The organism is Streptomyces asiaticus, assembly GCF_018138715.1.
Lineage (GTDB): Bacteria > Actinomycetota > Actinomycetes > Streptomycetales > Streptomycetaceae > Streptomyces > Streptomyces asiaticus.
Genome location: NZ_JAGSHX010000006.1, coordinates 4,367,404 through 4,384,795, shown reverse-complemented (window position 1 = coordinate 4,384,795; position 17,392 = coordinate 4,367,404). Strand labels below are relative to the sequence as shown.

General features: G+C 70.5%; 19 protein-coding genes and 1 tRNA gene. 10 read left to right on the top strand and 10 right to left on the bottom strand.

Going from position 1 to position 17,392, the window contains the following annotated elements; all coding sequences use genetic code 11:
• Window positions 1-61: 61 nt before the first annotated feature.
• Together KHP12_RS25835 and KHP12_RS25830 are read right to left on the bottom strand one after the other, a co-directional pair.
• Window positions 62-637: a TerD family protein gene (locus KHP12_RS25835; RefSeq protein WP_086884836.1), complete on the bottom strand. Its 576-nt coding sequence runs from the start codon at window positions 635-637 to the stop codon at window positions 62-64.
• 226 nt (window positions 638-863) lie between these two features.
• A complete protein-coding gene (locus KHP12_RS25830; protein ID WP_086886622.1) occupies window positions 864-1,286 on the bottom strand; it encodes a TOBE domain-containing protein in 423 nt (140 codons plus the stop codon).
• A 177-nt stretch (window positions 1,287-1,463) separates the two neighbouring features.
• Between KHP12_RS25830 and KHP12_RS25825 the strand changes: the two genes are divergently transcribed.
• Window positions 1,464-1,868 carry a pyrophosphohydrolase domain-containing protein gene (locus KHP12_RS25825; protein ID WP_086884170.1) on the top strand — a complete coding sequence of 135 codons (405 nt, stop codon included), beginning with the start codon at window positions 1,464-1,466 and terminating at the stop codon, window positions 1,866-1,868.
• 61 nt (window positions 1,869-1,929) lie between these two features.
• Here the strand turns inward: KHP12_RS25825 and KHP12_RS25820 are convergent, their stop codons facing one another.
• The 3 genes from KHP12_RS25820 to KHP12_RS25810 form a co-directional block, all read right to left on the bottom strand.
• Window positions 1,930-2,280 (bottom strand): hypothetical protein, encoded by a 351-nt coding sequence (locus tag KHP12_RS25820; RefSeq protein ID WP_244203156.1) that lies wholly within the window; start codon window positions 2,278-2,280, stop codon window positions 1,930-1,932.
• A gap of 210 nt (window positions 2,281-2,490) precedes the next feature.
• Window positions 2,491-2,564, bottom strand: a tRNA-Pro gene (locus tag KHP12_RS25815).
• Window positions 2,565-2,669: 105 nt separating this feature from the next.
• Window positions 2,670-3,599 (bottom strand): metallophosphoesterase, encoded by a 930-nt coding sequence (locus KHP12_RS25810; RefSeq protein WP_210609490.1) that lies wholly within the window; start codon window positions 3,597-3,599, stop codon window positions 2,670-2,672.
• 77 nt (window positions 3,600-3,676) lie between these two features.
• Here KHP12_RS25810 and KHP12_RS25805 point away from each other — a divergent pair, with 77 nt between their 5' ends.
• On the top strand, window positions 3,677-4,147 hold the full coding sequence (locus tag KHP12_RS25805; RefSeq protein ID WP_037956886.1) for a GatB/YqeY domain-containing protein: 471 nt from the start codon (window positions 3,677-3,679) through the stop codon (window positions 4,145-4,147).
• A gap of 182 nt (window positions 4,148-4,329) precedes the next feature.
• On the opposite strand, the gene KHP12_RS25800 is transcribed toward KHP12_RS25805, so the two are convergent.
• Complete coding sequence (locus KHP12_RS25800; protein WP_086884994.1) at window positions 4,330-6,591, bottom strand: transglycosylase domain-containing protein; 2,262 nt, start codon at window positions 6,589-6,591, stop codon at window positions 4,330-4,332.
• A gap of 385 nt (window positions 6,592-6,976) precedes the next feature.
• On the opposite strand from KHP12_RS25800, the gene KHP12_RS25795 reads away from it, so the two are divergent.
• Window positions 6,977-7,312, top strand: a complete 336-nt coding sequence (locus tag KHP12_RS25795) for a WhiB family transcriptional regulator (RefSeq protein ID WP_020870211.1) — start codon at window positions 6,977-6,979, stop codon at window positions 7,310-7,312.
• A 630-nt stretch (window positions 7,313-7,942) separates the two neighbouring features.
• Here KHP12_RS25795 and bagB read toward each other — a convergent pair.
• Together bagB and bagA are read right to left on the bottom strand one after the other, a co-directional pair.
• Window positions 7,943-9,292, bottom strand: a complete 1,350-nt coding sequence (gene bagB / locus KHP12_RS25790) for an ATPase BagB (RefSeq protein ID WP_086885005.1) — start codon at window positions 9,290-9,292, stop codon at window positions 7,943-7,945.
• A 53-nt stretch (window positions 9,293-9,345) separates the two neighbouring features.
• On the bottom strand, window positions 9,346-10,323 hold the full coding sequence (gene bagA / locus KHP12_RS25785) for an ATPase BagA (RefSeq protein WP_086884995.1): 978 nt from the start codon (window positions 10,321-10,323) through the stop codon (window positions 9,346-9,348).
• A gap of 72 nt (window positions 10,324-10,395) precedes the next feature.
• Here bagA and sp36 point away from each other — a divergent pair, with 72 nt between their 5' ends.
• From sp36 to KHP12_RS25765, 4 genes are all read left to right on the top strand, one after another.
• Window positions 10,396-10,551 carry a Sp36 family protein gene (gene sp36, locus KHP12_RS25780; RefSeq protein WP_020870215.1) on the top strand — a complete coding sequence of 52 codons (156 nt, stop codon included), beginning with the start codon at window positions 10,396-10,398 and terminating at the stop codon, window positions 10,549-10,551.
• Window positions 10,551-11,021, top strand: coding sequence for a RidA family protein (locus tag KHP12_RS25775; RefSeq protein ID WP_086884996.1), 471 nt, complete (start codon window positions 10,551-10,553; stop codon window positions 11,019-11,021). The genes sp36 and KHP12_RS25775 overlap by 1 nt, the downstream gene beginning before the upstream one ends.
• A gap of 219 nt (window positions 11,022-11,240) precedes the next feature.
• Entirely contained in the window at window positions 11,241-12,326 is a 1,086-nt protein-coding gene (locus tag KHP12_RS25770) for an NUDIX hydrolase (RefSeq protein ID WP_086884997.1), read from the top strand.
• Window positions 12,323-13,153, top strand: a complete 831-nt coding sequence (locus KHP12_RS25765; RefSeq protein WP_086884998.1) for an MBL fold metallo-hydrolase — start codon at window positions 12,323-12,325, stop codon at window positions 13,151-13,153. Before KHP12_RS25770 ends, KHP12_RS25765 begins: the two co-directional genes overlap by 4 nt.
• Window positions 13,154-13,356: 203 nt before the next feature.
• Here KHP12_RS25765 and KHP12_RS25760 read toward each other — a convergent pair whose 3' ends face one another.
• A complete protein-coding gene (locus tag KHP12_RS25760) occupies window positions 13,357-14,031 on the bottom strand; it encodes a Crp/Fnr family transcriptional regulator (RefSeq protein WP_014061749.1) in 675 nt (224 codons plus the stop codon).
• 248 nt (window positions 14,032-14,279) lie between these two features.
• On the opposite strand from KHP12_RS25760, the gene nth reads away from it, so the two are divergent.
• The 3 genes from nth to KHP12_RS25745 are packed head-to-tail and all read left to right on the top strand — an operon-like array spanning window position 14,280 to window position 17,020.
• Window positions 14,280-15,125 (top strand): endonuclease III, encoded by an 846-nt coding sequence (gene nth, locus KHP12_RS25755; protein ID WP_244203282.1) that lies wholly within the window; start codon window positions 14,280-14,282, stop codon window positions 15,123-15,125.
• Complete coding sequence (locus tag KHP12_RS25750) at window positions 15,122-15,805, top strand: NUDIX hydrolase (protein WP_208653203.1); 684 nt, start codon at window positions 15,122-15,124, stop codon at window positions 15,803-15,805. Before nth ends, KHP12_RS25750 begins: the two co-directional genes overlap by 4 nt.
• A 12-nt stretch (window positions 15,806-15,817) precedes the next feature.
• Window positions 15,818-17,020 (top strand): MarP family serine protease, encoded by a 1,203-nt coding sequence (locus tag KHP12_RS25745; protein ID WP_086885000.1) that lies wholly within the window; start codon window positions 15,818-15,820, stop codon window positions 17,018-17,020.
• A 41-nt stretch (window positions 17,021-17,061) separates the two neighbouring features.
• Here the strand turns inward: KHP12_RS25745 and KHP12_RS51320 are convergent, their stop codons facing one another.
• Entirely contained in the window at window positions 17,062-17,265 is a 204-nt protein-coding gene (locus tag KHP12_RS51320; protein ID WP_086885001.1) for a hypothetical protein, read from the bottom strand.
• Window positions 17,266-17,392 lie beyond the last annotated feature (127 nt).

The window sequence follows — 17,392 nt, the reverse complement described above, 5'->3', positions numbered from 1 at the left end:
CCGGGCCCGTCTCACCGCCTCAGAGGGAAGGCCGGGCCCGGCGGCCGCAGGAGGGCGTCGGTCAGAGGTTGACGCCGAAGTCGGAGGCGATGCCCGCGAGCCCCGAGGCGTACCCCTGGCCGACCGCGCGGAACTTCCACTCCGCGCCGTTGCGGTAGAGCTCGCCGAAGACCATCGCCGTCTCGGTCGCGGCGTCCTCGCTCAGGTCGTAGCGGGCGAGTTCGACGTTGTCGGCCTGGTTGACCACCCGGATGAAGGCGTTCCGGACCTGGCCGAAGTTCTGGCTGCGGCTCTCCGCGTCGTGGATGGAGACGGGGAAGACGATCCTGGCGACCTCGGCGGGCACGGTGGCCAGATTGACCTTGATGGCCTCGTCGTCGCCCTCGCCCTCACCGGTGAGGTTGTCGCCGGTGTGCTCCACGGAGCCGTCGGGGCTGGTGAGGTTGTTGTAGAAGACGAAGTGCCGGTCGGACGCGACCTTCCCGGTTTCGTCGCAGAGCAGCGCGCTCGCGTCGAGGTCGTAGTCGGCGCCCGTCGTCGTCCGCACGTCCCAGCCCAGGCCGACGAGGACGGCGCTCAGGCCCGGCGCCTCCTTGCTCAGCGAGACATTGCCGCCTTTGGACAGGGAAACTCCCACGATCTTCTCCTCGTGCTCAGTGGACCGGAGTCAAAATCTACAGCACTGTAGAAGTTAGTGGGATGGGGACGGAGGGGTTGGCGAGATCTGGGCGGAACGAGGGGGAGGTGAGGCGGAACGAGGCGAGGCGGAACGAGGGGGAGGCGGGGCACGACGAAGGTGGGGCGGGAAGGACGAAGGTGAGGCAGGGCGAAGGCGAGGCAGGACCCACCCACCGCCCATCGGCCTACGCGGTGGCGAGCGACACCTCGGTCGACTTGATCAGAGTGGTGACCCGGCTGCCCTCGGCGAGCCCCAGCTCCGCCGCCGCGTCCTGGGTGATGGCGGCCATGAGCTCCTGGCCGCCGCCGATGTCGATGACGACGGTGGCCATGGCGGCCCCGAGGGTGAGGCGGCTGACGGTGCCCGGGAAGCGGTTGCGGATGCTCAGCCCCGAGACCTCCCCGGTGGCCAGCGCCACCTCGGTGGCCTTGGCCAGCGCCGTCACCTCGGAGCCCTCCCCGATGCCGAGCTCCTTCACGGCACTCATGGTCACGGCGGCCGTCACCATCTGCCCCCCGGACAGCCGCCCCTGGATCGTTGCCATGGCCTCGCCGGGCGTCACGGAGACGACGGTGGCGGGAAGCTGATTGCGGATGCTGAGACTCATGGATGCACCACCCCGGAGGCGGAGGTCAAGGGCCTGATACGCCTCACCCTAGGCACCCATCCAAGGATCCGCGCGCCGACGCACAACGGCCCCATACGCCGCAGGGCTGAGCGGCGCCCCCGCACCACCCCCTGACTCGCACCCAGCCACCCCACCCCTCCACGTACGATCGGACGAATGCGCCGCTCTCCCGCCGACCTCGTCCGCGAATTCCACCTGGCCTTCGGCCTCGACGCCCGCAAGACCCCCACCGAGGTCTCACCGGAACTCGCCGCCCACCGCCAGGACCTCCTGGCCGAGGAGTGCGCCGAAGTGGCCGAGGCGAGCGCCCACGGCACCCTCGACCACCTCGCCCACGAACTGGCCGACGTCGTCTACGTCGCCTACGGCACCGCCCTGGTCCACGGCATCGACCTCGACGAGGTGATCGCCGAGATCCACCGGGCCAATATGACCAAACTCGGCCCCGACGGCCGCCCCACCCTCCGAGCCGACGGCAAGGTCCTCAAGGGCACCCACTACCAGGCCCCCGACGTCCCGACCGTCCTCCGCCGCCAGGGCTGGACGGACGCGACCGAATAGTCGGCGGGCTGTCTCGTAACGGCTGGTCATCTCCGACGGGGAACGCGCTGCGGCCCGGTGGTCACCCGAAGATGAGCTCGACGTCTTTGTTCAGGCAGAACCTCATGACGGCGACCAGCTGGCGGGCGTCATCCAAGTGCCGTTGGAGAACGGGATCGCTGCCTTCGTGTTGCCGCTGGTCGATGATTGCTTCCAACGGGGGCAGCATGGCCGCGCATTGAGTGGGCGTGAGGTCGGGGCCGTCGTCGTCCGGATGGTCGAGTAGCGGTGCCAGTGTGGTGGAAACGCTGCTCCACGGGCGGTCTCCGCCGAAGCCGTACATCTCAGCGAGGGCGAATCCCTCGGCCTGGGCCAGCCACTCCCTGAACCTGTTGAAGCCGGTGGCGGACCAGGACACGTCCGGGCTGGTCACGTCGCCGTCTCCGGGGAAGAGCACGAGCCCCGTCCTGTCCTCCCTGCTTGCCCGGTGCCCAGGAAGCCGCCGAGCGCACGCGCGAGTGAGGTGCGCCACGGCGCGAGGTGGCCGCCCCACCACTGGAGTCGGCTTCCAAGATGGCCCCGGAAACGAGTCAGGGGCCCGACCCGCTTTCGCGGATCAGGCCCCTGACCTGTGTTCCTTCAGTCGGGGTGGCGGGATTTGAACCCACGACCTCTTCGTCCCGAACGAAGCGCGCTGCCAAGCTGCGCTACACCCCGAAGCAACGAGCTCTACTTTAGCGGACCTGTGGCCAGAGACGAAATCCGGTTTTGGAGGTCCCGCAGGTCGGGGCGGTCGGGGTGGTCCCGGTGGGTGGGGTGGGGTCAGGGGGTCTGGGGGGTGAGGGTGAGCAGGGTGGCTTCCGGGGGGCAGGCGAAGCGGACCGGGGTGTAGCGGTTGGTGCCGCAGCCGGCGGAGACGTGGAGGTAGGAGGTGTGGCCGCCGGCCTGGTGCTCGGAGAGGCCCTTCACCCGGCGGGCGTCCAGGTCGCAGTTGGTGACCAGAGCGCCGTAGAAGGGGATGCACAGCTGGCCCCCGTGGGTGTGGCCCGCGAGGATCAGGGGGTAGCGGTCCGCGGTGAAGGCGTCGAGGACGCGCAGATACGGGGCGTGGACCACGGCCAGGGAAAGGTCGGCGCCGGACTCGGGGCCGCCGGCCACCTCGGCGTAGCGGTCGCGCTTGATGTGAGGGTCGTCGAGGCCGGTGAGGGCGATCTCGATGTCCTCCAGCTTCAGCCGGCCGCGGGTGTTCGAGAGACCGACCCAGCCGGCCGCGTCGAAGGCGTCGCGGAGCTCCGTCCACGGGTTGTGGATGGCGCCGACGACCGGGGGGTTGCCGTTCAGGCCGTGCTTACCGCTGGCCTTCTCCAGCAGGTAGCGGGCGGGGTTGCGCGGCTTCGGGCCGTAGTAGTCGTTCGAGCCGAAGACATACGCACCGGGGAACTCCATCAGCGGGCCCAGCGCGTCCAGGACCTCCGGCACGCCCTCCGGGTCCGAGAGGTTGTCCCCCGTGTTCACCACGAAGTCGGGGCGCAGCCCGGCCAGGGACTGGAGCCAGCGCTGCTTCTTGCGCTGTCCGCTCACCATGTGGATGTCGGAGACTTGCAGGACGCGCAGGGGGCGCATCCCCCGCGGGAGCACCGGAACGGTGATCCGCCGGAGCCTGAAGGACCGGACTTCGAAGCAGGCGGCGTAGGCGAGGCCGGCCGCCCCGACCGCCGTGATTCCCAGGGGTACTCCGTATCGCGCGCGCATGCCGTCCATGGTCGCAGAACGCCGCGGGGGGAGAAATCTTCGGGTGATTCCCGGCCAGTGCTGGCACACTCGACGCCATGACCACCACGCTCAAGTCCAGGCTTCAGGACGATCTCACCGCGGCGATCAAGGCGCGCGACGAGCTGCGCTCCTCGACTCTCCGGCTCACCATCACCGCGATCACCAAGGAAGAGGTCGCGGGCGAGAGCGCACGTGAGCTGTCCGACGCCGAGGTGGAGAAGATCATCGCGCGGGAGGCCAAGAAGCGCCGCGAGGCCGCCGAGGCGTTCGAGAAGGGTGGACGCGCCGCGCAGGCCGAGCGGGAGAAGGCGGAGGGCGAGGTGCTCGCCGAGTATCTGCCGAAGCCCCTTACGGACGACGAGCTGAACGCCCTGGTGGCCGATGCGGTCCGGGAGGCCGCGGCGGGCGGCGCCGAGGGGCCGCGGGCCATGGGCGCCGTGATGAAGATCGTGAACCCGAAGATCGCCGGACGGGCGGAGGGTGGCCGGGTCGCCGCCGCGGTGAAGCGGCAGCTCGCGGGCGGGTAGGCCCGCTCGGAGGGCGCGCGTTGTTGCGTTGTGTTATGGGCCGTGTGCACGCTGTGCGGCGTGTGCAGTGCGTGCACCGTGCGTTCCGGCATCGGGTGCCCACATAAGAAGCGGGCCCACCCATAAGAAGGGGGCCGGACATCTTCGTCCGGCCCCCTTCAGCGCTCCATCACGAGCCACCGCTACCGCGGAAAGTTCCAGCCGCCGTTGCCGTTGCCGTTACCGCCATTCCCATTCCCACTGCCGCCGCCGATCAGGTCCGGGGGCAGGGAGATGTTCGGCCACGGGTTGTCCTGGCCGCCGTTGTCGCCGTTGTCGTTGCCCCTGTCGCGGCTCGGCTTGCGGTCGCCCGGCTTCTTGCGGTCGTGGGGCTTGCGCTGGTTCGGGTCGTTTATCTGGACGTTCACGAAGTTCGGCGCCTCCTTGCCGTCCAGCGCGCCGCTCATCGCGTCCTTCCAGATCGGACCGGGGGTGTCCGCGCCGTAGACCTTGTCGTGGGGGACGCCGCCGATGGTGATGTTCTCCATCTTGACGCCCTTGGGGCCCGGGCCGCCGACCCACACCGCACCGGCCATGTTCGGGGTGTAGCCGACGAACCACGCGGCCCTGCGCTCGTCCGTCGTACCCGTCTTACCGGCGCTCGGGCGGCTCTGGAGCCCGGCCTGCTTGCCGGTGCCGTCCTCGACCACTCCGCGCAGCAGCTTGTTGATGGTGTCCGCGGTCTTCTCCGACATCGCGCGGGAGCACTTCGACTGCGGCACCTTCAGCTTCTTGCCGCCGGGGCCGGTGATCGACTCGATGAAGACCGGGGAGCAGTAGACACCGCGGTTGGCGAAGGTCGCGTAGGCGTTGGCCATCGTCAGCGGCGAGAAGCCCTCGGAGCCGAGGGTGACCGAGGGCACCTGGTTGTGCTCCTGGCCGTCGGCGCGCTTCGCCCCGATCTTGTCGGCCATCTGCGTCACCGGGCAGACCCCGATGTCGCTGATCAGCTGGACGAAGTAGGTGTTGACCGACTTGGCGGTCGCCTCCTTCATCCCGTACGGGCCGACCTCCTCCTCGTTCTCGTTCTCGACCGTCGCGCCCTCGTCGTTGCTCCAGGTGCCCTTGCAGGTGGTGACCGGGCTCGGGTACTTCATCTTGTACGGCGAGGAGTAGCGCTGGTACGGCTTCTTGCCCTGCTCGATGGCGGCCGCCGCGGTGATCGGCTTGAACGTGGAGCCGACCTGGAAGCCGTAGTTCGAACCGCCCATGGACTTGTCCGCGGACAGGTTGATCTGGGTCTCGTTCTCGCCGAAGCCGTACGGCCTGGACTGGCCCATCCCCAGCACCTTGCCGGTGCCCGGCTCGACCAGCGTCACCGCGGTGGCCACCGGGTCGGACTGGTAGACATGCTTCTTGATCGACTTCTGGACCGACTCCTGGGCCTGCGGGTCGAGCGTCGTGCGGATCGTCAGACCGCCCTGGGTCCAGCGCTTGGCGCGCGCCTCCGCGGTCTTGCCGAAGGTCGGGTCGTTCAGCAGGGTCTCGCGGACGTAGTCACAGAAGAACCCGGCGCCCTTGACGGCCGTGATGCAGCCGCTCCTGGGCATGCTGACCTTGAGGCCGAGCGGCTTCTTCTGGGCCGCGGCGGCCTGCGCCGGAGTGATGTCCTTCACCTCGGCCATGCGCCGCAGAACGGTGTCGCGGCGCGCCTTGGCGGACTCCGGGGCGTTGATCGGGTCGTAGCGGCTGGGCGACTGGACGAGACCGGCCAGCAGCGCCGCCTGCTCCAGCTTCAGATCCTTGGCGGACTTGCTGAAGTAGCGCTGGGAGGCCGCCTCGATGCCGTACGCCTGCTGCCCGAAGAAGGTGATGTTCAGGTAGTTCTCGAGGATCCGCTTCTTGCCCAGTTCCTTCTCGACCTTGATCGCGTACTTCAGTTCCTTGATCTTGCGGCCTATGGACTGCCGGGTGGCCTGGGCGACCTTCTCCTTGTCGTCGCCCGCCTCCTCGACGAACACGTTCTTCACATACTGCTGGGTCAGGGTGGACGCGCCCTGGGAGACCCCGCCGTCCTGCGCGTTGCTGTTGACCGCGCGGAGCACGCCCTTGAGGTCGACCGCCCCGTGCTCGTAGAAGCGGGCGTCCTCGATCGCGACGATCGCCTGCCGCATGTACGAGGAGATGTCGTTCAGCTTCACGATCGTCCGGTCGCGGGAGTAGACCTTCGCGATCTCCCCGCCCTTGGCGTCCAGGATCGTGGTCCGCTGGCTGAGCGGCGGTGTCTTGAGATTGGCCGGAATTCCGTCGAACTCCTCGACCGTTCCCTTGGCCGCCAGGCCGAGCGCTCCGACGGCGGGAAGCGCGAGCCCGGCCATCACGGCACCGGCCAGCGCGCTGACGCCGAGGAACTTGGCGGCCTGGTGAGCGGTGGACAGTCCCCCGCTCGAGCGCGTGTTTCCCATAGGACGCAGCCTACGTCTCGAATCGCCGGACAGGGGACCGGGCGTTCGCATAAGCTGTTTCACGCCAGTCACAGCTGTGTGGCTGAGCCACACCCCCACCCTCACTCAAGTGAGCGATGAGGCCTGCCCGGATTGCGGCCCCTGTCCTGAACTGCCCGCTGTTCGGTGCGTGAACTGCCCTGATTTGCACTAGTAATCGCAAATGTCGCCAGCTCACTCCGTTGGGTGATCTGCCGCGTACCCATAGTCCGTTCGGACCATCCAAGATTGGGCCCGCAGGGGGTGTTGCGCTGTGTCTCGCTTCCGTAACGTCCTCAACTGGCGACGGTGAATATGCCGTTTGTCGCCGTGGGGGAGCTCCGATTCGGGAGAGGACGGCGCCAGCATGGGCTGGGTAACCGACTGGAGTGCGCAGGCCGCCTGCCGCACTACTGATCCAGATGAACTGTTCGTCCAGGGCGCGGCACAGAACAGGGCCAAAGCGGTCTGCACCGGATGCCCGGTGCGCACCGAGTGCCTTGCGGATGCCTTGGACAACCGCGTGGAGTTCGGTGTGTGGGGAGGGATGACCGAGCGCGAGCGGCGAGCACTGCTGCGCCGCCGGCCGACTGTGACCTCCTGGCGCAGGCTCCTGGAGACCGCGCGCATCGAGTACGAGCGCAGCGCGGGGATTCTGCCCTTCGACGACGAGGACTATGAGCGCTTCGCCGCGGTCGGATAGGCCGGACGGCGGTCCGCCGGTGGTCGGCTGACAGCCTGCCGGGCTGACGGCCCGCTGGGTTGACGGCTCGCTGGGTTGACCTGGTTTGACCTGGGTTGACGCCTGCCGGTGTGAGCGTTTCGACTCATCATCACCTCACCCACCTCTCGTCTCGGCATGTCTCGGCACGAGTGGGGGGTGCGAGTACGGGCGCGCCTCGTCAGGGGCGGGTACGGGTTACGCGCACGCCTCCGAGCACGACCGCGGCCAGAGCCGCGGTCGGCCGTGGGGGCGCGTGTGACACGGCCTCGGGCGACCTGGCCTCCTGTGGCATGCCTGGTGCAGCTCATGGCTCGGTATGACATGGCTAACAGGTCCTCGCGGGCCGGGGGTTGGTCCGCCGCCTGGGCCACTCGTGCCGCCCTCGGCCTTCGGCTACCGGTTACGCCCTCGGCCACCGGTGACCGTGGCTTGCCTGCTTGCCTGCGTGTGGGGCGTGGGTCCGCCTGTGCGTGCCGTAGGCCGCCAGCCGGGCGGACGCGTCCGCCGGAACCTGAGGCAAGAGGGAAGAGGGGCCGTCGTGCTGTCGTGGTCGTGCTGTCGTGCGTCTCCGTCCATGCGCGGGCGGCCGACCGCCCGGCGGGCACCGACTCAGCCCGCCACGCGATTGGTCCGCTCCGGCGGGACCGCGAGGCGTTCGCCGATCGCCCGCAGTCCTGCCAAGTCGTGTACGTCGCCAGGGAGTGCGGCCACTTGGGCCACCGGAACCTCGGGGTGGAGCGCCGTGAAGCGGTCGTGTGTGCGCTGCTCGCGTCCGAGCACCTGCATACGCTCCGCGTGCAGCCGAAGCAGTCCCGCGGCGAGCCGCTCCGCCGACGAGTCCGCCGACGTGGGGGAGACGTCGGGGTCCGCTGCCGAGGGGTTCCGCGCTTGAGCATTCCCTGAGGGGGGATCGACAAATCCGCCGTCGGCAAGATTTTCTGCCCCGGCGCCGTTCTTGGCCGGATCGCTTCCCTCCGCGCCGTTCGCGAGCGCATCGTCCGGATCCGCGGGATCGCCCGTCAGGGTCAGGATCTCCGCGGCGGCCAACGCACGTTCCGCCGACAACTGTTCGGCACCGCTGCCGTGCACCCGGTTCAGTACCAGTCCGGCCAGCGGCATCTGGTCCGCGGCCAGCCGTTCCACGAAGTACGCGGCCTCCCGAAGGGCGTCCCGCTCGGGCGCGGCCACCACGAGGAAGGCCGTGCCCGGAGCCTGTAGGAGCCGGTAGGTGGCCTCGGCGCGAGTACGGAATCCGCCGAACATGGTGTCCATCGCGGCAGCAAACGTCTGAACGTCGCGCATCAGCTGCCCGCCGAGCACCTTGCTGACCGTGCCCGTCATCATCGAGACGCCCACGTTCAGGAACTTCATCCCGGCCTTGCCGCCCACCTTGGCCGGTGCCATCAGGACCTTGATGAACTTCCCGTCCAGGAAGGAGCCGAGACGTTTCGGCGCGTCCAGGAAGTCCAGCGCCGACCGGCTGGGCGGGGTGTCGACGACGATCAGGTCCCATTCGTCGCGGGCCCGGAGCTGGCCGAGCTTCTCCATGGCCATGTACTCCTGCGTGCCCGCGAAACCGGCCGAGAGCGACTGGTAGAAGGGGTTCGCGAGGATCGCCCGGGCGCGCTCGGGGTCGGCGTGCGCCTCGACGAACTCGTCGAACGTCCGCTTCATGTCGAGCATCATGGCGTGCAGTTCGCCGCCGTTCCCGCCGCCGATGCCCTCCACCCGGCGCGGGATGTTGTCCAGCGCGTCGATGCCCATGGACTGCGCGAGCCGGCGGGCCGGGTCGATGGTGAGGACGACGACCTTACGGCCGCGCTCGGCGGCCCGTACGCCCAGGGCGGCGGCGGTGGTGGTCTTACCGACGCCACCGGAGCCGCAGCACACCACGATGCGGGTCTGGGGATCGTCCAGCAGGACGTCGGTGTCCAGCCGGGGTGCCACGTCCATGCTCATGCCGCCTCCTGCGTACGACTCGTCGTCCGTGGCGCCCTTACGGCGGGCGCCGCTCACGCCGGCCACTGCTTGCGCAGATCCGCCGCGAGCCGGTACAGCCCGGCCAGGTCGATGCCGTCCGTGAGCAGCTCCAACTCGTGCAGCGGCAGCCCCAGCCCGGTCAGCTCGGCGCGCTGCGCCCGCTCCAGCGCCACCCGCTCGGCGTGCTCGCGCGCCTGCTCCAGCAGCGGGTCGACCAGCCGCTCGGCCATGCCGCCGCGGCGCGCACCGCCCAGGCCCGCCTGGGAGAGCGCCTTGGCGACGGCCGCGCGCTGCCCGTTGGCGGCCACCTCGACGGCCTCGTGGTCGAGGATCGCGGGCCGGACCATGTTGATGATGACCCCGCCCGTCGGAAGGCCGTCGGCGCGCAGCTCGGCGATGCCGTCCGCGGTCTCCTGGACCGGCATCTCCTCCAGCAGGGTCACCATGTGGACCGCGGTCTGGGGGGACTTCAGGACGCGCATCACGGCCTGGGCCTGATTGTGTATCGGGCCGGTCCTGGCCAGCCCGGCCACCTCGTGGTTGACGTTCAGGAAGCGGGTGATGCGGCCGGTGGGCGGCGCGTCCATGACCACGGAGTCGTAGACGAAACCGCCGTCCTTGCCCTTACGGCGCACCGCCTCGCACGCCTTGCCGGTCAGCAGGACGTCCCGCAGCCCCGGGGCGATGGTGGTCGCGAAGTCGATCGCGCCGAGCTTCTTGAGGGCGCGTCCGGCCGAGCCCAGCTTGTAGAACATATGGAGGTAGTCCAGGAGTGCGAACTCCGGATCGATCGCCAGGGCGTGCACCTCCCCGCCGCCCGGCGCGGTGGCGATCTTCCGCTCCTCGTAGGGCAGCGGCTCCGTCTCGAAGAGCTGCGCGATGCCCTGGCGGCCCTCGACCTCCACCAGCAGGGTGCGCCTGCCGTCGGCCGCTAGGGCCAGCGCGAGTGCGGCGGCGACCGTGGTCTTGCCGGTTCCGCCCTTGCCACTGACGACATGGAGCCTGCTCACAGTGGGGAGCCTAACCAGTCCCCCCTCGCCCTACGCACCAGGGCCCGGCGGAGAGGCATTACAGTCGGCCCCATGACCAAGTGGGAATACGCGACCGTACCGCTGCTCGTGCACGCCACGAAGCAGATTCTGGACACCTGGGGCGAGGACGGCTGGGAGCTGGTCCAGGTGGTCCCCGGCCCGAACCCGGAGCAGCTGGTGGCCTATCTGAAGCGGGAGAAGGGCTGATGGCGGGCGGCACGGTCGAGGGCAGGCTCGCCGGGCTCGGCCTGACGCTGCCCGCGGTCGCGGCGCCCCTGGCCTCCTATGTGCCCGCGCTCCGCACCGGCCCGTACGTCTACACCTCGGGTCAGCTGCCGCTGGTCGAGGGGAAGCTGGGCGTGACCGGCAAGGTCGGCGCGGAGGTCACCCCCGAGGAGGCCAAGGAGCTGGCGCGCATCTGTGCGCTGAACGCGCTGGCCGCCGTGAAGTCGGTCGTCGGCGACCTCGACCGGATCGTGCGGGTCGTCAAGGTCGTCGGCTTCGTCGCCTCGGCGCCGGACTTCACCGGCCAGCCGGGTGTCATCAACGGCGCGAGCGAGCTGCTGGGCGAGGCCCTGGGCGACGCGGGCGTGCACGCGCGCAGCGCGGTGGGCGTGGCGGTGCTGCCCCTGGACGCGCCGGTCGAGGTCGAGATCCAGGTCGAGGTCGCGGACTAGTCGCGGACTAGCGGACGCCGGGATCGCGGACGCCGGGATCGCGAACCGGCGAGCGGTCCCATGGGTGGTCCCGTCGGCGGGCCGGTCGGCGGGCCGGTGGGCGCACTGGCGGACGTACGTGGACGCGGACCGGTTGTGACGGCCGGTACGCGGACCCGCCCCGGCGTGGCGCCGCGAGGGCCACTCGAACATCAGCCCGTAAGCGCATAGCATCCGGCCATGTCCACTACGAATGGCCAGTGGTATCCACCCGAGTGGCCAGAGCGGATCCGGCTCCTGTCGGCCGGTGAGCTCACACCGGTGACACCGCGCCGGGCCGCCACCGTCCTGCTGCTGCGGGACGGCCCGTACGGAACGGCCGGGCAGGACGCACCACAGGACGCACAGGACGCTCAGGGCGGGGACGGGGAGCACACACCGGACGAGTTCGACGCGACGGCGCGGCCCGGCGCGGCGCGCGAGTCCGCGGGGCCGCCGGAGCCCGCGGCGACCGCGGAAGCCCCTGAAACGCCCCCAGAGGACCTGCCGGACGCGGCGGGAGGGGCCGTCGGCCCCGCCGTCTACATGCTGCGCAGACGCGCCTCCATGGCCTTCGCCGGAGGCGCGTACGCCTATCCGGGCGGTTCCGTGGACCCGCGCGACGAGCGGATGGTCACCTGGGCCGGCCCCTCGCGGGCGCAGTGGGCGCGGCGGCTGGGCCTGGACCCGAGCGAGGGCACGCAGGCGCAGGCCATCGTGTGCGCGGCGGTCCGCGAGACCTTCGAGGAGGCGGGGGTGCTGCTCGCGGGCCCGACGCCGCACACCGTGGTCGCGGACACGACGGGGGACGACTGGGAGGCGGACCGCGCGGCGCTGGTCGCCCGGGATCTGTCCTTCGCGGAGTTCCTGGACCGCCGGGGGCTCGTCCTCCGCTCGGACCTGCTGAGCTGCTGGGCGCGCTGGATCACCCCGGAGTTCGAACCGCGCCGCTACGACACCTGGTTCTTCGTGGCTGCGCTGCCGCGGGGGCAGCGCACCCGTAACGCCTCCACGGAGGCGGACCGGACCGTCTGGATCCGTCCGGGTGACGCGGCCGACGGCTACGACCGGGGCGAGCTGCTGATGATGCCGCCCACGATCGCGACGCTGCGCCAGCTCGCGGGTTACGGCTCGGTCGCCGACGCGCTGGCCGCCGCGACGGACCGGGATCTGACGCCGGTCCTGGCCCGGGCGCGGGTGGAGAACGGGGAGCTGGTGCTGAGCTGGCCGGGCCATGATGAGTTCACCAAGCACATCCCGGGAGCCACAGGGGGGCCTTCCGCATGACGTACGCATCCGCTCTGCCCGGCCAGCCGCGCGGGGGCACCATCGGCGGCCCGGCCACCGACCGGGCCGTCTGCGTCCTGGCGCCGAACGCCTCGCCCATGACCCTGGACGGCACCAACACCTGGATCGTCGCCGAGCCCGACTCCGACCTCGCCGTCGTCATCGACCCGGGGCCGCTGGACGACGCCCACCTCGAGGAGGTCATCGCGACCGCCGAGCGGGCGGGCAGGCGGGTGGCGCAGACGCTGCTCACCCATGGCCACCCGGACCACGCGGAGGGCGCGGCGCGCTTCGCGGAGCTGACGCGGACGTCCGTAAGGGCGCTGGATCCGGCGCTGCGGCTGGGGGACGAGGGGCTGGAGCTGGGGGACGTCATAACCACCGGAGGTCTGGAGCTGCGGGTGGTGCCCACGCCCGGCCACACCGCCGACTCGCTGTCCTTCCACCTTCCGGCCGATGGCGCGGTCCTTACGGGCGACACGGTGCTCGGGCGGGGCACGACCGTCGTCGCGCATCCGGACGGGCGGCTCGGCGACTATCTGGACTCGCTGCGGCGGCTGCGCTCGCTGGCGGTGGACGACGGGGTGGACACCGTCCTGCCGGGCCACGGGCCGGTGCTGAACGACGCCCGGGGCGCCGTGGAGTACTACCTCGCGCATCGCGCCAACCGGCTCGCGCAGGTGGAAACGGCGGTCGAGAACGGCTACCGGACGCCATCGGAGGTCGTGGCGCATGTGTACGCGGACGTGGACCGGTCCCTGTGGCCGGCGGCGGAGCTGTCGGTCCGGGCCCAGCTGGACTATCTGCGTGAGCACGGGTTGATCTGACCGCGCCGGCACGGGCTGGTCCGAGGCCCGGCGCTTCCCGGAGTCCTCTGGGCCCGCGGCCTGTGGGGCCGGCCGTTCATGAGCGCCGTGCCGTCCTTGAGCCCCGTGCCGTTCACGATCGCCGTAACCGTTCATGAGCGCCGTAAGGGGCCCGCCGGATTCCGGCGGGCCCCTTACGGTCGGTCTTCGCGTTCCGTCCGGCGTCAGCGGGAGCGCTTGGCCAGCCGCTCGACGTCCAGCAGGATCACCGCGCGCGCCTCCAGCCGCAGCCAGCCGCGGCCCGCGAAGTCGGCGAGCGCCTTGTTGACGGTCTCGCGGGAGGCGCCGACCAGCTGGGCCAGCTCCTCCTGGGTCAGGTCGTGGACGACGTGGATGCCTTCCTCCGACTGCACGCCGAAGCGGCGCGACAGGTCCAGCAGGGCCCTGGCGACCCGGCCCGGAACATCGGAGAAGACCAGGTCGGACATCTGGTCGTTGGTCTTGCGCAGGCGCCGGGCGACCGCGCGCAGCAGCGCGGAGGCGACCTCGGGCCGGGCGTTCAGCCACGGCTGGAGATCGCCGTGGCCGAGGCCGAGCAGCTTGACCTCGGTGAGGGCGGTGGCGGTGGCGGTGCGCGGGCCCGGGTCGAAGAGCGACAGCTCGCCGATCAGCTCGCCGGGGCCGAGCACGGCCAGCATGTTCTCGCGGCCGTCGGGAGAGGTGCGGTGGAGCTTCACCTTGCCCTCGGTGACCACGTACAGGCGATCGCCGGGGTCCCCTTCGTGGAAGAGTGCGTCACCCCGCGCGAGGGTCACCTCTCCCATGGAGGCGCGCAGCTCAGCGGCCTGCTCGTCATCGAGCGCCGCGAAGAGCGGGGCGCGCCGCAGAACGTCGTCCACGAGTCTCTCCTTGTCGACATGCACAGGGGACCGACGTCCCCATGATGCCGGACGGTAAAACAGTGCGATCAATCACAAGTTTGACGCACTGGCCTGCCGAGCTGTGCGGCAGGGGTCCGATTGGGGGCCTCTTCGCGGTGGCCGGGCCGGATGTCAGTGGGTGGGCTTAGGCTGGCCGGGTGTCCAATACGCCGGTGAGAGCACAGGGCAAGGGGGCCGGACGGGTGACCGCACCTCGTAATTCTGCTGTGGGCGAACAGGAGTCCGCCGACTCGACAGAAGCCTCGAAACCGCATAAATCGGTCAAGAGCTCGAAGGGCGCCCGTCCCGAGTCCCGGCTCGCCCTCGTCCGCCGCGCCCGGCGCATCAACCGCGAGCTCGCCGAGGTGTATCCGTACGCCCATCCCGAGCTGGACTTCGAGAACTCGTTCCAGCTGCTGGTGGCCACGGTCCTCTCGGCCCAGACCACCGATCTGCGGGTCAACCAGACCACCCCCGCGCTCTTCGCCGCCTATCCGACGCCCGAGGACATGGCCGCCGCCGACCCGGAGGCCCTGGAGCAGCTGATCCGGCCCACCGGCTTCTTCCGCGCCAAGGCCAAATCGCTGCTCGGCCTGTCCGCCGCCCTCCGCGACCGCTTCGGCGGCGAGGTCCCGGGCCGGCTCGAGGACCTGGTCACCCTGCCCGGTGTCGGCCGTAAGACGGCCAATGTGGTGCTCGGCAATGCCTTCGGGGTGCCGGGCCTGACCGTGGACACCCACTTCGGGCGGCTGGTGCGGCGCTGGAAGTGGACCGCCCAGGAGGACCCCGAGAAGGTCGAGGCCGAGATCGCCGCGCTCTTCCCCAAGAGCGAGTGGACGATGCTCTCGCACCGCATCATCTTCCACGGCCGCCGTGTCTGCCACGCCCGCAAGCCCGCGTGCGGCGCCTGCCCGATCGCCCCGCTCTGCCCGGCGTACGGGGAGGGCGAGACCGACCCGGACAAGGCGAAGAAGCTGCTGAAGTACGAGATGGGCGGCCAGCCGGGCCAGCGCCTGCGCCCGCCGTCCGACTACCCCGGCCGTCCCGCCGCCCCCCTGGGAGCCGCCGAGTGACGAGCACCTACGGGGAGGTGGAGGTCAGCGCCCAGGGGCTGCCGGAGTGGCTGCTCCCGGTGGCCCGGCTGGCCGAGACGATCGAGCCGCGCCAGCTGAGCCGGTTTCTGCCGCCCGAGCAGGGCGGAGGCCGCCCCTCCGCCGTGCTGGTGCTCTTCGGTGAGGGCCCCGCCGGCCCGGAGCTGCTGCTCATGGAGCGCTCCGGTTCGCTGCGCTCGCACGCCGGCCAGCCCTCCTTCCCCGGCGGTGCCCTCGACCCGGAGGACGGCGATCCGGAGGAGGAGGGTCCGCTGCGCGCGGCGCTGCGCGAGGCCGAGGAGGAGACCGGGCTCGACCCCTCGGGGGTCCAGGTCTTCGCGGTGCTGCCGCGGCTCTACATCCCGGTGAGCGGCTTCGTCGTCACCCCGGTGCTGGGCTGGTGGCGCCGGCCCACCCCGGTCGGGCCGGTGGACCTCGCCGAGACGGCCCGGGTCTTCACGGTTCCCGTGGCGGATCTCACGGACCCGGCGAACCGGGCCACCACCGTCCACCCCAGCGGCCACCGGGGGCCCGCCTTCCTGGTGGGATCCGCTCTGGTCTGGGGTTTCACCGCCGGAGTGATCGATCGCATCCTGCATTACGCGGGGTGGGAGCGACCGTGGGACCGGGCCAAGCGCGTCCCACTCGACTGGCGCGCGTGAGACGGTGTTCCGGTGAATGTGCTGGACATCCTGCTGCTGCTCGCCGCCGTGTGGTTCGCGATCGTCGGCTACCGCCAGGGTTTCGTCGTCGGCGTGCTGTCGGTGACGGGGTTCATCGGAGGTGGGCTGATCGCGATCTATCTGCTGCCCCTCATATGGGACGGCACCACCGACGACAAGGCGTCCCCCGGCACCGTCGGTGCCGTGGTGGCGATCGTTCTGGTGATCGTGTGCGCCTCGGTCGGCCAGGCGGCCACCACCCACCTGGGGAACAAGCTGCGGCGGTACATCACCTGGTCACCGGCGCGCGCCCTGGACGCGACCGGCGGCGCGCTGGTGAACGTGCTGGCGATGCTGCTGGTGGCCTGGCTGATCGGCTCCCTGGTGGCCCAGACCTCGCTCCCCACGCTGGGCAGGGAGGTCCGTGACTCCAAGGTGCTGCTCGGGGTCTCCCGCGTCGTTCCCGACGAGGCGAACACCTGGTTCACCGACTTCTCGTCCGTGCTCGCGCAGAACGGCTTCCCGCAGGTCTTCTCGCCCTTCGCCAACGAGCCGATCACCTCGGTGCCGCAGCCCGACCCCGCGCTCGCCCAGTCCCCGGTGGCCACGCGGGCGCAGGAGAGCATCGTCAAGGTCGTCGGCACCGCTCCCAGCTGCGGCAAGGTCCTCGAGGGCAGCGGCTTTGTGTTCGCCCCGAACCGGGTCATGACCAACGCCCACGTCGTCGGCGGCGTCAGCGACCCGACCGTGCAGATAGGCGGCGAGGGCCGGCTCTATGACGCCAAGGTCGTGCTCTACGACTGGAAGCGCGATATCGCGGTCCTCGATGTGCCCTCGCTACAGGCCCCGCCGCTGCAATTCGCGCAGGACGACGCGCGCACCGGTGATGGCGCGATCGTCGCCGGCTTCCCGGAGAACGGCGCCTTCGATGTGCGCGCGGCCCGCGTCCGCGGACGTATCGAGGCCAATGGCCCCGACATCTACCGCCGCTCCACCGTGCACCGCGATGTGTACTCGCTGTACGCGACGGTGCGGCAGGGCAACTCCGGCGGTCCGCTGCTCACCCCGCAGGGGCGGGTGTACGGCGTGGTCTTCGCCAAATCCCTCGACGACGCCAACACCGGATACGCGCTGACGGCGGACGAGGTGAGCAAGGACATCCAGAAGGGGCGCACGGCCGACCAGCCGGTGGACAGCCAGGGGTGTGCCCTCTAGTTTCCGTGTCGCTGTGGCCCCGGGCCGCGCCAGGGATGGTGCTAGCGGCTGCGTGGATGGCGCAGTCGCGCCGAGACCCACCGGGCCCGGCGGCGGATGATGCGGGGAATCCCGATGTTCGGGTCATGGCCTTGGGTAGGCCCGGAGCCGCCCCGCTCGGAAACACTCAGCGCGGCATTGGCAGTAGCGGCGGCCTCGGGGCCGCGGCCGTTTGGTGCGTCACGGTAGTCGTGCGTCCAGCCCATACCTCGGTGTGTGCCCCTGACCCAAGGTCCGTAATCGCCGCTGGCTGCGGCAATTGGCGTATGCTCCAGGCAATTGGCTGTTCGAAAAACAGATGTTCGCTCGCGCGTGAGGACACGGTCGGAATGC